At 26.1% G+C, this 14,992-nt stretch carries 14 protein-coding genes and 1 pseudogene; 7 read left to right on the forward strand and 8 right to left on the reverse strand.

Annotated features, from left to right (window positions below):
• Positions 1-241: 241 nt before the first annotated feature.
• The 3 genes from purC (at position 242) to EPJ72_RS05880 (ending at position 2,352) form a co-directional block, all read left to right on the forward strand.
• Positions 242-958: a phosphoribosylaminoimidazolesuccinocarboxamide synthase gene (gene purC / locus EPJ72_RS05870; protein ID WP_147731271.1), complete on the forward strand. Its 717-nt coding sequence runs from the start codon at positions 242-244 to the stop codon at positions 956-958.
• Positions 959-1,094: 136 nt separating this feature from the next.
• Positions 1,095-1,757 (forward strand): late competence development ComFB family protein, encoded by a 663-nt coding sequence (locus tag EPJ72_RS05875; protein ID WP_147731272.1) that lies wholly within the window; start codon positions 1,095-1,097, stop codon positions 1,755-1,757.
• Positions 1,758-1,800: 43 nt separating this feature from the next.
• On the forward strand, positions 1,801-2,352 hold the full coding sequence (locus tag EPJ72_RS05880; protein WP_147731273.1) for a hypothetical protein: 552 nt from the start codon (positions 1,801-1,803) through the stop codon (positions 2,350-2,352).
• On the opposite strand, the gene EPJ72_RS05885 is transcribed toward EPJ72_RS05880, so the two are convergent.
• Complete coding sequence (locus EPJ72_RS05885) at positions 2,339-3,274, reverse strand: DDE-type integrase/transposase/recombinase (RefSeq protein ID WP_147731274.1); 936 nt, start codon at positions 3,272-3,274, stop codon at positions 2,339-2,341. The two genes, EPJ72_RS05880 and EPJ72_RS05885, sit on opposite strands and share 14 nt — an antisense overlap.
• A 183-nt stretch (positions 3,275-3,457) precedes the next feature.
• Here EPJ72_RS05885 and fsa point away from each other — a divergent pair, with 183 nt between their 5' ends.
• Both fsa and EPJ72_RS05895 read left to right on the forward strand, forming a co-directional pair.
• Positions 3,458-4,111, forward strand: a complete 654-nt coding sequence (fsa, locus tag EPJ72_RS05890; RefSeq protein ID WP_147731275.1) for a fructose-6-phosphate aldolase — start codon at positions 3,458-3,460, stop codon at positions 4,109-4,111.
• Between the two features lie 66 nt (positions 4,112-4,177).
• A complete protein-coding gene (locus tag EPJ72_RS05895) occupies positions 4,178-4,579 on the forward strand; it encodes a hypothetical protein (protein WP_147731276.1) in 402 nt (133 codons plus the stop codon).
• A gap of 312 nt (positions 4,580-4,891) precedes the next feature.
• On the opposite strand, the gene rsmG is transcribed toward EPJ72_RS05895, so the two are convergent.
• The 7 genes from rsmG to EPJ72_RS05935 all read right to left on the reverse strand — a co-directional run bounded on the left by rsmG (position 4,892) and on the right by EPJ72_RS05935 (position 12,889).
• The gene (gene rsmG, locus EPJ72_RS05900) at positions 4,892-5,521 is read right to left on the reverse strand and encodes a 16S rRNA (guanine(527)-N(7))-methyltransferase RsmG (RefSeq protein WP_147731277.1); all 630 of its coding nucleotides are present in this window, start codon (positions 5,519-5,521) and stop codon (positions 4,892-4,894) included.
• A gap of 1 nt (position 5,522) precedes the next feature.
• Positions 5,523-6,245, reverse strand: a complete 723-nt coding sequence (locus EPJ72_RS05905) for a hypothetical protein (protein WP_147731278.1) — start codon at positions 6,243-6,245, stop codon at positions 5,523-5,525.
• A 15-nt stretch (positions 6,246-6,260) separates the two neighbouring features.
• Entirely contained in the window at positions 6,261-8,195 is a 1,935-nt protein-coding gene (locus EPJ72_RS05910) for a tetratricopeptide repeat protein (RefSeq protein WP_147731279.1), read from the reverse strand.
• A gap of 208 nt (positions 8,196-8,403) precedes the next feature.
• Positions 8,404-9,027, reverse strand: coding sequence for a hypothetical protein (locus tag EPJ72_RS05915; RefSeq protein WP_147731280.1), 624 nt, complete (start codon positions 9,025-9,027; stop codon positions 8,404-8,406).
• A 24-nt stretch (positions 9,028-9,051) separates the two neighbouring features.
• Positions 9,052-9,567 (reverse strand): hypothetical protein, encoded by a 516-nt coding sequence (locus EPJ72_RS05920; protein ID WP_147731281.1) that lies wholly within the window; start codon positions 9,565-9,567, stop codon positions 9,052-9,054.
• Between the two features lie 355 nt (positions 9,568-9,922).
• Complete coding sequence (gene tilS, locus EPJ72_RS05930; RefSeq protein ID WP_147731282.1) at positions 9,923-11,284, reverse strand: tRNA lysidine(34) synthetase TilS; 1,362 nt, start codon at positions 11,282-11,284, stop codon at positions 9,923-9,925.
• Between the two features lie 15 nt (positions 11,285-11,299).
• Complete coding sequence (locus tag EPJ72_RS05935) at positions 11,300-12,889, reverse strand: arginine--tRNA ligase (protein WP_147731283.1); 1,590 nt, start codon at positions 12,887-12,889, stop codon at positions 11,300-11,302.
• 165 nt (positions 12,890-13,054) lie between these two features.
• Between EPJ72_RS05935 and EPJ72_RS05940 the strand changes: the two genes are divergently transcribed.
• Both EPJ72_RS05940 and EPJ72_RS05945 read left to right on the forward strand, forming a co-directional pair.
• A complete protein-coding gene (locus EPJ72_RS05940; RefSeq protein WP_147731284.1) occupies positions 13,055-13,975 on the forward strand; it encodes a DNA cytosine methyltransferase in 921 nt (306 codons plus the stop codon).
• An 88-nt stretch (positions 13,976-14,063) separates the two neighbouring features.
• Positions 14,064-14,992: pseudogene (locus EPJ72_RS05945) on the forward strand (hypothetical protein); the annotation flags it as partial.

Below are 14,992 nucleotides of genomic sequence, written 5' to 3' on the forward strand. Positions count from 1 at the left end.
AATTAAAAGAATATACACATTTTTATAACAATCAAAGATTGATTTCTTCGTTATTGTATATTACAATCAAAGAAAGAATCAAAAATATTATAGCAAGTAAAAGTACAATATCTATGGCTCCATGACATTTAAAAGTTATTTTTGCAAACTAAACAACATATAATTAAAAAATATATAGTAAAATAATAAAAAAAGGTATATAATAAAAATAATCGTTTTTAATAAAACAGGGAGTACAAATATGTCTAAAGAAAAAAAAGAAATGATTTATGAAGGTAAAGCAAAAAAGGTTTATTCCACTGATAATGCTGATGAGATAATAGTTTATTATAAAGATGATGCTACAGCTTTTAATGGCGAGAAAAAAGGCTCTATAAAAGATAAAGGTGTTATGAATAATGAAATAACTACTTTGCTTTTTAAAATGTTAGAGAAAAATGGTGTTAAGACACATTTTATAGAAAAGTTATCTGACAGAGAGCAGCTTTGTCAGAAGGTAAAAATATTTCCATTAGAAGTGATAGTAAGAAATTTAATAGCAGGTTCTATGGCTAAAAGACTTGGCATAGAAGAAGGTACAGTTCCTCCTAACACTATTTTTGAGATATGTTATAAAAATGATGAATACGGCGACCCGCTTATTAATGACCATCATGCAGTTGCTCTAAAACTTGCTACTTATGATGAATTAAAACATATATATGAAATAACTTCTAAAGTAAACAATTTATTAAAAGAGGCTTTAGATAAAATAGGAATTACTTTGGTAGATTTTAAAGTGGAATTTGGTAAGAACTCAAAAGGCGAAATACTTTTAGCAGATGAAATTACACCTGATACTTGCCGCTTCTGGGATAAGGCTACTGGAAAAAAATTGGATAAAGATAGATTTAGAAGAGATTTAGGTTCTATAGAAGAGGCTTATATAGAAGTATTGAACAGACTTAATAATATGTAAATAAAATTATATTGTTATTTTTTAAAGGGCTTAACTGTTAGTTTAGCCCTTTCATTTTTGTATGTATTTATTATATTTACTTTGACAAATAATATATAATTTTGTATAATGTCTTATAAAGTTTAAGGAGTTTGTTATGTATTTAGTAAACCTAATGGAACAAAAAGTTTCTAAGTTAGCAGATGCATATTTACAGAAAAAAAATATTCCAGTTAATAGCAATATGCGTATGGATATTATTGCATATACATTAAATAGAGTAAAACCAGAATATGTTACAAGTGCTAGGGGGGTATTATACAGCTATAAAGACCCTATAGAAAGCAATAAAGAAGTTTTAGATATCATATCTCAGGCTTGTGAAGTTATTACCAAAAGAAGAAAAAGCAATGCTACTTCAGATACTATACCTGTTATAGAAGAGAGCGGTTATTATATAACCTATCCTAGTATAATGGGTAATTTATTTGCTTCTAATAATACAGACAGAATAGAAAGTGCTAAGGTTTATATGTTTAGCAATAACGCTTTATTAAAGGGATATGGAGTTAATTTCCCTAATCCTGCTATAGTTGCTAAAAATGTGGCTGGTAAATATATGTTTTGTTTTATGCCGCAAAAAACAGATTCTAATAAAAAGATAGATATTAATTTAGATATAGTAGTTGAAGCTGAGAATTATCAAAAATTTAGAAGTTCTTTAACTTTTACTTTGCAGCCTGAATATTATAATGCAGGGGATATGCCGTTATTTTCGGTTGAAGAAGTTAATGATATATCACTTATAGAAAATAAATAAATTAATTAATAAAATATTTGTAAATTAGTATTGTTGTAGATTAATGAGATTCGTAAAGTTTGTAGTATTAGTATGTTTTATAATATTTGGTATAATTGTATTAAATATCATACATAAAAATAAAACTGTGTATGATAAAAAAAACATGGTTAGTCCTTTTTCTTATAATGATATAGTTTATTGTGTAAATGGTGATGTAAAATCTTTGGCTTCTCTTTCTTTTACAACATCATTCGATGATTTATCTAATTTATTTAATATAGATAGAAATATGATTTATAATAATATTTTAAAGAAAGATGTAAATATATATGAGCATAATGCAGAAATTAATGTTTTTATTTCAGATAAAAAAATAGAGCAGATTACACTCAACATTACTAATAATATTGATATGTCTTTAAGCAGTATATTTAAAAATTTAGACAACTGCAACATAGCGTTAGAAACAGAAAGAATAGAGGATTCTAATGGCGAGAGTTTAGCTGAAATTTATACTCATAATGGAGATAGGTATAAATTGGTGATAACTAAAACAGAAAATGATTTATCTGTAGATTATGTGAATTTGAAAATTAATGTCATGGAGCCATAGATATTGTACTTTTACTTGCTATAATATTTTTGATTCTTTCTTTGATTGTAATATACAATAACGAAGAAATCAATCTTTGATTGTTATAAAAATGTGTATATTCTTTTAATTTTTCTCTTAATAATTCTACAGTTATATTTTTATTTAATCGTGAATAAAATTCTCTTTCGTCTATGCCGTGTACTCTTTCTACTACGCCGTTATATCTTGGTGTTGCTACAGGAATATATCTTCTCTCTAATTTATTTTTTAAGCAGTATTCATCAAAAATATTTATTTTAGGAGTATTAATACAGCGATAAGTATATTCCATACCATTATCTGTTTGTATAGCCTGTATCTTAAAAGGTGAAGTTTTTAAGACATATTTTAAGAAAGATAAAGCAATAGAAGGTGTTTTATCTTCATAGATTTCTCTCCAACTATAACGAGCAGCTAAATCTACAGCAGTGAATTGATAAACTGTTTTTCTGCCTAATTTGATATATTTAGTGTCTATTTGAACTATTTTGCCTTTTTTTTGTATTTTAGAGACAAATTTTCGTTTATCATATCGCTTCTTTTTCTTTTTTATTTTGTATCTCCAAAGATTATTTCTTTTTAGTACATTCTCTATAGCTGTAACCCCTATCTTAATGCCTTTACGATTTAGATATGCTTTAATATAATGCTTACCTCGATATTCTTTAGTATAGAGTTTAATAATTAAATTAATAGCTTTTTGATTATTAAAGATATTTGGAGAAGTTTTTGGCTTAGTGCTAAAATTAGCAACTGTTCCAGTGTCTTTATATTTTTTAAGCCAAGCATAAAAAGTAGATTTGGGTATTTCTTCTATCTTTAAAAATCTTTTAATATTTTTAGTTTCTAATGCTTCATCCACTATAAATAATTTAAATTCTGTGCTATAATCTTTTTTCATAGTAGCATCCTTTTTATTTGTTTTATGTTCAAAATATTATAACAAGGATACTGCTTTTTTTATACTAAAAAATGTCCAATATCTCATACTCCTAAACATTTAAGATTTTATTTTTTATTGATAAAATACATTATAAGATATATAATAATATGAAAAATGAATTATTTTAAGGAGATTTTTATAATGAAATTTTTTATAGATACAGCAAATGTCGATGAAATTAGAAAAGCTAATGATATGGGAGTTATATGCGGAGTTACTACAAACCCATCATTAATAGCAAAAGAGGGAAGAGATTTTAAAAAAACAATAGAAGAAATCACTACAATAGTTGATGGTCCTATTTCAGGAGAGGTAAAAGCCACTACTGTAAAGGCAGAAGATATGATAGCTGAGGCAAGAGAGATTGCTAAAATACATAAAAATATGGTAGTAAAAATCCCTATGACTGTAGAAGGATTAAAAGCTGTAAAAGTATTATCTAAAGAAGGAATAAAAACTAATGTTACTTTGATATTCTCTGCTAATCAGGCACTTTTAGCTGCAAGAGCAGGTGCAACTTATGTTTCTCCTTTTATAGGAAGACTTGATGATATATCTTCTGATGGTCTTGAACTTATTAGAACAATATCTGATATTTTTGCTACTCATGGAATAGAATCAGAAATAATATCTGCAAGTGTACGCCACCCTATACATGTTACAGAATGTGCTTTGGCTGGTGCTGATATTGCTACTGTACCTTATAGTGTAATTGAGCAAATGACTAAACACCCTCTCACTGACCAAGGTATAGAAAAATTCAAAAAAGATTATGAAGCTGTTTTTGGTAAATAATTTATAAATATTATATTAGCTTTGCATTAATAATATATATGCAAAGCTAATTTTTTATTCTAATTTATGAAAGAAAATATAAAAAAACTTATAAGCCTAATCCCACTATTTATTATTATCATTCTATTTTTATGGTATAAAACCCCAATCAACGGTATAAATTGCTACCCTCAAAGCGTAAAAAAAATTACTGTAGAATATCAAAATAAATTATTAAACATCACAAACACAAATGATATAGAGTTTATTATAAAAAGTTTAAACAGCATATCTCTAAATAAAATAATACCAATAATGAAAAAAAACATAAACGGATATAAAATAAATATGGTAAGCACAAATAAAAAGATACCAAATGATATTATAATATATTCAAAAGACACCGCTTCAATTGGACATTTCTATTATACAGATAAAAACACAATACTTCCATATGATTATATAAAGAATATATTTTCTAATAAATAAAATGTATATTTATTAAAATAATTATATTTTATAATATAAGTTTTTTCTTCAACTTTTTCCCGTACCTCGCGGTGCGGACTTCGTCAAAGTTGCAAAAAGTACAAATTATTTAAGTCATTTAGGTACGCTTAATGAAAGTGCAAGTATTATAGCTAATATCTTAAGAATATAAGATAAGATAAGATAATACCAATATTTCAAGCTAAAAAATGCAGTCTTTTTGGTTCTTTGTGTCAACAAAAGAACTGGGGGCGTGGGGGCAAAGCCACCACAAATAAAAAACTCTAAAAATATACTTATTTAGATATAATCCTATTTGTCTTTTATTATCACTAAATGTCTTTCTTTTTCCTTCGAAGCTAACTTCACTATATTAACATCATATTTATGTATATCGTTAATCTCTTTAAGCTCTTCTTCTATTGTTTGAAGTTTTCCCTTATATGCTATTAACGAGGCATTTTTAGTTTTTATCTTTTTAAATATTCTAATAAGAGTTTTTATATCAGAAAAAGCCCTTGATGTAATAGTGTCATATTTATCTTTTAATTCATATACATTTTTTGATACAACATTTATATTAGTAAGATGCAATTTTTCTTTCGCTATAATCAGAAAATCAGACTTTTTATTTTTAGACTCGCATAATGTAAACTTTTTATCATTATACATTATAGCAAGCGGAATAGAAGGAAGTCCTGCCCCGCTTCCAACATCTATAATATTATCATAATCTCTAAATACATCTAAAGCTAAAAGTGAATCAAGAATATGCTCATCTAAAAATGTTTGAATATCTTTAGCCCCTGTTATATTTATATTTTTATTATAATCCATAGCTAAAGATGCATAATCTATTATCTTTCTTTTTTTTACATCATCATTATCATCTTTAAATAAAGATAATTTATCTAATTCAATACATAAATCATCATAAATCATATTACCAGCCTAATTTTTTAGCTGCATTTTTAGCATTATTACCAGCAGAAACATTTGTGATGTTGTAGCGAATCTCTCTCTTATCTGTTTTACTCTTCATAATAAACTCTTTTGGGTATGGTATATTATTAACTGTAGTGTAAGAACCTAACTCAACATTAACAACATTATCCATAAATGAAGTAGAAAAACTCCTTACACGGAAAGTAGAAGCAGAAAAAACTATAGTATCAACTCTGTCATTATAACCAATTTTTAAAGTATGCCAATTTTTGCCTAATGTGATATTGCTGCTTATTATTTTTTTATTTAAATCTATAAATTTATAGTCCAATATATCTGCATAAAGCTTTGGAAAACGCATAATAGGAGCTTCTAATGCAAATGTATTAAAGTTTCTTTTAATGGTTTCCTGAGAATCTTGAGTATATAATGTAAGCTCATTGTTAATAACTTTAGCGTCCATTATAACACCACCCAAAAGCCCATCTAATGCTGTCATATATTTATTATTATTATCATTCTTATAATAATTAACTATCATAGGCATTTGGTCTAAATCATCTCCGCTGTAAAAAGCTCCTCCTGATGAATAAAGCGAAGTAAATGGAGATTTAGAAAACTTATCAAAAGCCTCCTTCATCACTTCCTGTTCATTTTGAGCAAATAGTGCCTCTACAAAAAATATAAATAAAAATATATAAACTATACTTTTTTTTATCATTATTTCTAACCTCTCTTATTTTGTATTATTTTCTATTGATGATATTCTCTCTTCTATTCTCTTAGAATCAAAACTATTATCCTTATAAATAGAAGAAATTGATTTTCTATAATATTTTAATGCATTGTTAAAATCTTTTTTAGCATAATAAACATCTGCCAAATGTGAATAGATTTCCGCCTTAGATGTTTCATCTGCATAAAATGCTGCTTTTAATAACAATTTTAAAGACTCATCATAATTGCCTTTTAAATAATATCCAAAACCTAAAGTATCTATATAATGAGGAGATTTAGGCTCTATTTTTACAGCATCTTTAGCAAGCGATATTCCTCTGTCTACATCAATATTTAAATATATCAAAGCCCAAGCTAAACTATTTAAGGCCTCAGCAGAATCTTTATTAATAGAATATTTAAAATTAGCATATTCCATAATAGAGTTAGTATTAGAAACAGAAATAGCTGTAACATAAGGTATATTTAATCTATAATCATTTGTGTTAAGATTTTTATTTCTCTTGAAAAACTCTAAATCTTTGTTTAAAAAATTATTAGCATTATCAAAATCTTTATTTAGATAATATACATAAGACTTCAAATAACTATAATAATCTTTTTGTCTTTCAAACTTTTCAATATTTTTTATAGCAAAATCATATTCTCCTATATCTGTAGAAGTCATAACCAAAGATACCAATTCATTTTCTGCTATATCACCTTTCTTTAATGAAGCATATTTATAAAGCATTTCTTTTGCAGCTTCTTTATTATTTTGCTCTTCAAACTTCAAAGCAGCTTGTAAATATAATGTATAGAGTTTTTCATTTTTACTGTCATAATTAATAATGTTTTCTATATGTTTAGGCAAAGCATCTATATTGCCAAGCATTAAATAAAAACTAATAATATCCAATTCTGCTTTTATTTTTTCGTCCTTGTTTTCTACTTCATTTACAAGTTTATAGTATGTTTGAATTATATCTAAATCTATTTTCGCCCTGTCTATATCTGTTTCTATAATATTTAAAGCATTGCTGCAGCCATTATTTTTAGCCTCTATAATAACAGACAACACTTGAGGTATATTATTATTGTTGATTTGAGAAAATAATTCTTCATTATATTTATCTGCCATAAAACTTAAATAAGCACTTAAAACAGAAGCATTAGGGTTTTCTAAACTTTTATTATATGCCTCATCATAGTTTTCTAAGGCCTGATAACTTTTTATTACAGCAAATTCAGCCTCTTGTCTATCTCTATCTGATAAAGAATTATAATTAAGTTTATTTAGTCTGTCTATTGCATTTTGAAATCTGCTTAAATAAAAATTGCACATTCCATAATAAAAATTATAATACTGCAAATAATTTTTACTCGCTGGCTTATTTGTATTTACTTTATCAAAATAATAAATAGCATTTTGAAACTCTCTCTCATTAAAATTAATAAACCCTAATAATATTAAAGTGTCATTGTAATTTTGGTCTATTTCATATGCATTTTCAAGATAATACTTTGCCTTTTTTAAATTCCCTACAAAAAATATGTTTCTCTCAGCAGCTTTAATTAATATATCTATATTTTGAGAATCGTTTAATACAAGAGAATCATATATCTTTATGCTCTCTCCTATTTCTCCTAAAGCCTCATGAGTTTCAGCAAGAGAAATATATATATCATCATCTTGTATATATTTTAAAACCTCTTTTAATATCACTTTTGCATTTTCTAAATTATTAATACTCTCTCTGTTAAGCACACCGCTTGCTAATGCTTTTTCTTTATAGTATAAAGCAAAACTATATGCCGCCCTTGCCTCTTCTTCATTTCTAATATATCCGTTTTCACTATAGCTATTTGCAGAAGAATAATCATTGCTTAAAGAAGTTTGTGCATTAAGCAGATTCAGCCCAATTATAAGTATCAGCAATATATATTTATACATATTTACTCCGCGTAGGTTTATTATTTTTTTATTAATTAATACATATTCGTCAATTATATAAAAAAGCATAAGATAACTATTTTTGTAAAATTATATTTTTTAATTTTTATTAATTATAACAATAAAATAAATAAAAGTAAAACAATAAAAAAACGGCCCCAACTAATATGAAGCCGTTTTTTGAAATGTGCTTTATTTAAGAGAAAAATTATTTTTTGAAAGTCATCTCTCCGCCATTATCTATTTGGTGTCCAGCAGATTTATCTTTAATAGTTGTAGTTTGTGCTCCTCCTGATGTTGAGTAATCAGTATGTTTATATTTATTGTTTATATTTTTTACATTTTCAGGTATGCTAATAGTAAGTTTACAAGTATATGTTTCTTTGTCTTTAGTAAACTCAGCTTTATAAGTAACATCTTCATAAGCATTTGCAGTTGAATTATATGGATTAGCAGAATCAAAATTAATACCACTTGCTTTTTTTACTTTTACTTCAAAAGTTTGAGCTGCTTTTTCTTCTGTTAAATCCCAAGGCTCTAAAGTAAAACTATTACCGCCTGATGAGTAACCATTTAAACTATCTGAATAATCATAATTATGAGTAGTTAAAGATTTAATAAAAGCTCTTTGAGTAGCTGTTAATTTTGTTACATCTTCACTACTATTTGCTAATTCTATAGAAGCGTTTCCGTCTTGACTAACTGTCATTATAAATTTGCCGTCATCACTTTTATAAGTACCTACCAAGCCGTAAGTTTTTATTTTTGAACAAGATATAGTTAATACAGCAAAAATACTTAATACTAAAGTTAATTTTAATATTTTTTTCATTTCTATTTTCTCCTTTGTTTATGATTATTTAGATATAGGTTTTGTTAATTCTATTTTTATATCATTACCTACTTCAGCTTTTTTAAGAGCTTTTAATTGTGTATTTACATATGTTTTTACTCCTTCAGGCAATGAAGTGCTTACTACACATTTATAATTTTCTTTCTCTTTAGTAAAATCAAATTTAAATTCAGCATCAACATATTTTGGTTCTGTAGGTGTTGCTGAACTTGAACCTTGATTAACATTTATTTGTTGTTTTACAGTATAGCTTAAAGTAGTTTTTTCAGCAGTTAAATCCCAAGGCATTAAATTATACTGTCTAGAATAAGACATTGCATATTCTTCAGAAGTAAGATTTTCTTGAGTAATAATAGGATCTTTAAACTCAAAAGAAGCAGTTCCTGCTGATGAAACTGTCATTTTTAAGCTGCCGCCATAGTAAGTACCTACTATACCCATTGTTTTTGCTTTTGTACAAGCAACTGACATTAAAGCTAAAGCCATTAAAACTAAAGCTGCTTTTAAAAGTTTTTTCATTTTTTTCTCCTTGTTTTAAAAATAAAATTTATAAAATAAAAAGCTAATATGATAGCTTAATATTTCAAAGAAATTTATTACTGCAATGCCCAAAGATAAGGCATTAGAATATATAACTGTTTTTAGAGATATATAATTTTTATAATGATTATTTTTTATTATGCAATAGTTATGCGATGCGATGCGATGCGATGCGATGCGATGCGATGCGATGCGATGCGATGCGATGCGATGCGATGCGATGCGATGCGATGCGATTTATATTTTCTAAACTAAACATAATATTCATAATGTTTCAAGTCTAACATATTTTTATGTTTTGTCAAGCATTTTTTTATATTAATTTTAGAAAATACTAAAATATTTCTATTTCTATTGCATACTCATCGCTGTTATTTAGTGCATAATTTTTTGATACTCTATTAATTCCATAAGGCTCTAAATATATTGCTGCTATTTCATTTTCTGATTCTATTATAGGAATTAAATCTCTCTCTTTAAAAGGAATTTTTAAATCTATTAAAATCTTTCTCAAATATTTTTTATCCCCATTCGGATAGCTATACAAAAAATCCCCTTCCTTTCTTTTTCGTATAACAATAGGGAAAGTTTTTTTTATGTATATATTCTTTTTATAATCAATATCTTTGTTTAAAACAGTTTTTATATTTATGGTTTTACCCGCAAAATTGTAAACTCCGTCATTATAAACTGTGATTGAATCTGTATTTATATTGTTAGTTTTTACAATTTCTAACATGTCATAACTTTTTACAAAATTATAATCATCAAGCCTTAATGCTATATTGGGTTTTTTTGAATAAATTATTTTTAATATCTCTAATAATCTTTTTTCTGTTATCTCAATATTATTTTTAAAAAGAAACTTTATAATTATTTTTTTTAATACAAGTTTGTTTTTTATATTTTTTATATTTATTTTATTTCTGCTGATTTCTATTTTTTTATATGTTTTATTAACTTTTTTTCTTAATATATTTGACTCTTCATAAACTCTATAAGCAAACTTTATTATATTATTTTTTGCTTGTAAGTTTATCTCTTCAAGCATTGGTATAATAACATTTCTTAATTTGTTTCTTGAATATTTATTTGTTTTGTTTGATGAATCTTCTCTGTGAGAGAGATTATTTTCTTTGGCGTAATTTTCAATATCTTTTCTGTAGAAGTTTAATATTGGTCTTAATACATATTTTCTTTTTTTGCTTAGGGCTTTATAAATGTTTGTGCCGCTTCCCTTAATCATTCTATAAATTATAGTTTCTGTTAAATCATCTTTATTGTGTGCTATAAGCAAATAGTCATATATTTTTTTATTATAAAGCTCTTTGAAAAATAAATATCTGTCTTTTCTTGCCTCTAATTGAGTGTTTTTATTATTGTAGCTTCCTTTCTCTATTTGTTTCACATAAATATCTATATTATAATTTTTGGCAGTATCCCTTGCAAACATTTCATCGCCAATGGACTCTTCGCCCCTTAAATTATAATTAACATGAATTGCTATGAGATTATAATTTAGTTTATCTTTAAGTTTGTATGCTATATTTAAAAGAACATTAGAATCAATACCGCCGGAATATGCTACAGCAAAAGTTAATTTTTTTTCTTCTTTATTATAAGAAATATTTTTTTTATTATTTTCTTCATTTTCTTTTATAGTTTCTAATAAAAATTGCTCTACTTCTTTTAACATATTTTTATACTGCTTTTAATTGTTGTCATACATTCTTTCTATTTTTGTGATGCCTATAATATCAAAACATATGCCAAGAATCTTTTTAACAGCTCTTATTAAAGTAAGTCTTTCCTGTCTTATATCATCATTTTCTTCTAATACAATATTGTCATAATAGAATTTGTGTAAAGCAGAAGCAACATCATAAGTATAATTTAATAAAGTATAAACCTCTAAAGACTTAGCAGACTCATAAATCTCATCAGGGAATCTTAATATCATCTTAGCAAGTTTTAAAGTGCTTTCATTAGATATTTTATTAATATCAAATTTTTTATTATAATCATACTTCATATTTTTCTCTTCTAGTTTGAAGAAAATATTGCAAACTCTCGCATAAGCATATTGAACATAATAAACAGGGTTATCATTATCTTTCTTTTTTGCAAGCTCCAAATCAAAATCTAATGAACTAGAATATGAACGCATAAGAAGAAAATATCTTGTAGGGTCAACACCAATCTCATCAATAACCTCTTCAAGACTAATCATGTCCCCAGTTCTCTTGCTCATTCTCACAAGCTCATTTCCTCTGTATAAGCGAACCAACTGTCCAAGTATCACTTTTAAATCAGCAGTATCATCGCTCACAGCCCTCACAGCAGCAGTAATTCTAGGAACATAACCATGATGGTCGGCACCCAATATATCTATTAAATATTTATATCCTCTGTCTATTTTGTTTTTGTGATATGTAATGTCTGGTGCAAAATAAGTATATGAACCATTACTTTTTTTAACTACTCTGTCTTTATCATCTCCATATTTAGTGCTTCTAAACCAAACAGCATTATCCTCTTCAAATAAAAGCCCCTTTTCATTTAAATAATCCATAGTCTTTTCTAATTCGCCGCCTTCTCTTATCTTGAGTTCAGAAGCATAATTGTCCATATATGTACGAAATCTCTCTAATAACTTTCTCTGCTGTTCTAATATTATATCCTTTGGCACTCCGTCCATTTTGGCAATATCTTTAATATAAGCTCCATGATACCCATCTTCAGGAATCTCTCTTCCTTCTTTTACAGCATTCACACTCTCATTAAGTTTTGTTATCTGCTCTCCCGCATCATTAACATAAAACTCCTGATACACATCATGACCAACATATTTAAGTATATTAGATAAAGCACTTCCAATAGCAGCCCATCTTCCATGACCAATATGAAGCGGGCCTGTAGGATTAGCACTTACGTATTCAATTAATATTTTTTTCTTATCTTCTGCAGAGTTCTTGCCATAATCATCATCTTCTAATAATTTGTTTACACATTCATTTATATAATCTTTTGATAATGTTAAATTTATAAATCCAGGTCTTGCAACTTCAACATTGTCAAAATATTTTTTATCTATTAGTTTTACAATATCATTAGCTATATCGAAAGGATTTTTCTTAAGAAGTTTTGCAAGCCTCATAGCTACAGGCGAAGCATAATCTCCAAATTTCTCATCTACAGTATATCCTATATCTATATAAGAATCTTTATTTTCTATGTCTGTGTCTTTTAAATAATTATCTAAAGCTTCTTTTATTATATCTGATACTATTTTTTTAAGCATATCTTCTCCACAAAAATATTTACAAAATGAAGTTTATAGTATATCAAAGTTTATAACTTCTGCAAGCAAAAATAATTTTTATTTTGCATAGAAATTAAATATATTGATTTTTAATATAAATATATTAAACTATCTAAAAAATTAATATAAATTATTTACTAAATTATGATAGAAATAAAAGAAGAGTTATTAAAAAATAAAACATTTATAGATTTATTTGCTGGATTGGGTGGATTTAGAATAGCATTAGAATCACTTGGTGCTAAATGTGTATATTCAAATGAATGGGATAAATTTGCAAAAGAAGTATATTATAATAATTTTGGCGATATTCCAGATGATGATATAACAAAGGTTGATGAGCGATTGATACCAGATCATGATATATTATGTGCTGGTTTCCCTTGTCAATCATTTTCAATAAGCGGTAAACAAAAGGGGTTTGATGATGATAGGGGAAATCTATTTTTTGATATAATAAGAATAATAAAATATAAAAAATCAAAAATTATATTTATGGAAAATGTCAAAAATTTAGTTAGTCATAATAATGGAAAAACATTACTAACTATTAGAAATGAAATACAAAAATTAGGATATAATTTTTATTATAAAGTTTTAAATGCAACTGATTATGGTATACCGCAAAAAAGAGAAAGAATTTATATAGTTTGTTTCAGAAAAGATTTAAATATAAAAAATTTTAAATTTCCAGAACCTATAAAATTGATAAAGCATTTAGAAGATCTATTATTGGATGATAATCAAATACCTAATAATTTTTATGTTAATAGAGATGATATTATAATAAAAAATATTGAAGATAATCAATATAGTAACAAATCTATAAAATTGGGTATAGTAAACAAGGGTGGTCAAGGTGAAAGAATATATAGTACAAAAGGAGTTGCTATAACATTATCTGCTTATGGAGGAGGAGTATTTTCTAAAACAGGCGGATATTTAATAGATGGTAAATGTAGAAAACTTGTGCCAAGAGAATGTGCAAGAATTATGGGATATCCGGATAATTTTAAAATAATAAATAATAAAAATCAAGCGTATAAGCAATTTGGAAATGTTTAGGAGCCATACATATTGCACGTTTTTTAGTTTAAAAAAAGCAGGTATTCCTTATAATTTAATTAACTAAAATAAAACAAAAGGAATACCTATGAAAGAATATACTTCAAATCAAAGAAAAAAGATAGTTCTAAAAATCAATAAAGTTAAGAATAAAGAAGTATTAGCTTTAAAATATAAGATTAGTATTAGAACATATTATTATTGGAAAAGCCAATTAGAAACTTATTCTATTATAAAACCTAAATCTACTACACCTAAAACTAATAAAAATAAATTGAAAAATAAAAAGATTATTAAAAGAATAATTGAGATAAGAAAATTATACGGTTATGGTAAATTAAAAATAAAAAAACAATTAGAGTTAGAAGACATTAAAGTAGGAACAACAGCTATAGAAACTGTTCTAAAAGAAAATAATTTGTATAGGAGCAAAAAGAAAAAAATTAAGAGAAAGCATAAAGGAAAACATGCGATTTATATCAAGGAGGCAGGAGAAAAGGTACAAATAGACGTCAAATATGCTTTTTTTGGTGAAATACGTTATTATCAATTCACTGCTGTAGATTTAGCTACTCGTTATAGTTGGAGAGAAATCTATGAAGATAAAACACCTTATAGTGCTTTATCTTTCTTAAAATATGTCTTAAAAACTTCACCTTTTAAGATACAGGCTATACAAACGGACAATGGTAGAGAATATACTTATCGCTGTATTAATACTCCTAAAATAAATATTTTTGATGAATACTGCTTGAAAAATAAATTAGAGAGGAGATATATTCCTATAGCAACACCAAGATACAATGGTGTAGTAGAAAGAGTACACGGCATAGACTAAAGAGAATTTTATTCACGATTAAATAAAAATATAACTGTAGAATTATTAAGAGAAAAATTAAAAGAATATACACATTTTTATAACAATCAAAGATTGATTTCTTCGTTATTGTATATTACAATCAAAGAAAGAATCAAAAATATTATAGCAAGTAAAAGTACAATATCTATGGCTCCATG

Source organism: Brachyspira pilosicoli (assembly GCF_008016535.1).
Lineage (GTDB): Bacteria > Spirochaetota > Brachyspiria > Brachyspirales > Brachyspiraceae > Brachyspira > Brachyspira pilosicoli_A.

Coding starts and splice junctions, on each gene's coding strand:
- EPJ72_RS05910 (WP_147731279.1), bottom strand. CDS start 8,195: ATGTATAAATATATATTGCTGATACTTATAATTGGGCTGAATCTGCTT.
- EPJ72_RS05905 (WP_147731278.1), bottom strand. CDS start 6,245: ATGATAAAAAAAAGTATAGTTTATATATTTTTATTTATATTTTTTGTA.
- EPJ72_RS05920 (WP_147731281.1), bottom strand. CDS start 9,567: ATGAAAAAACTTTTAAAAGCAGCTTTAGTTTTAATGGCTTTAGCTTTA.
- tilS (WP_147731282.1), bottom strand. CDS start 11,284: ATGTTAAAAGAAGTAGAGCAATTTTTATTAGAAACTATAAAAGAAAAT.
- rsmG (WP_147731277.1), bottom strand. CDS start 5,521: ATGATTTATGATGATTTATGTATTGAATTAGATAAATTATCTTTATTT.
- fsa (WP_147731275.1), top strand. CDS start 3,458: ATGAAATTTTTTATAGATACAGCAAATGTCGATGAAATTAGAAAAGCT.
- EPJ72_RS05895 (WP_147731276.1), top strand. CDS start 4,178: ATGAAAGAAAATATAAAAAAACTTATAAGCCTAATCCCACTATTTATT.
- EPJ72_RS05935 (WP_147731283.1), bottom strand. CDS start 12,889: ATGCTTAAAAAAATAGTATCAGATATAATAAAAGAAGCTTTAGATAAT.
- EPJ72_RS05880 (WP_147731273.1), top strand. CDS start 1,801: ATGAGATTCGTAAAGTTTGTAGTATTAGTATGTTTTATAATATTTGGT.
- EPJ72_RS05875 (WP_147731272.1), top strand. CDS start 1,095: ATGTATTTAGTAAACCTAATGGAACAAAAAGTTTCTAAGTTAGCAGAT.
- EPJ72_RS05885 (WP_147731274.1), bottom strand. CDS start 3,274: ATGAAAAAAGATTATAGCACAGAATTTAAATTATTTATAGTGGATGAA.
- purC (WP_147731271.1), top strand. CDS start 242: ATGTCTAAAGAAAAAAAAGAAATGATTTATGAAGGTAAAGCAAAAAAG.
- EPJ72_RS05940 (WP_147731284.1), top strand. CDS start 13,055: ATGATAGAAATAAAAGAAGAGTTATTAAAAAATAAAACATTTATAGAT.
- EPJ72_RS05915 (WP_147731280.1), bottom strand. CDS start 9,027: ATGAAAAAAATATTAAAATTAACTTTAGTATTAAGTATTTTTGCTGTA.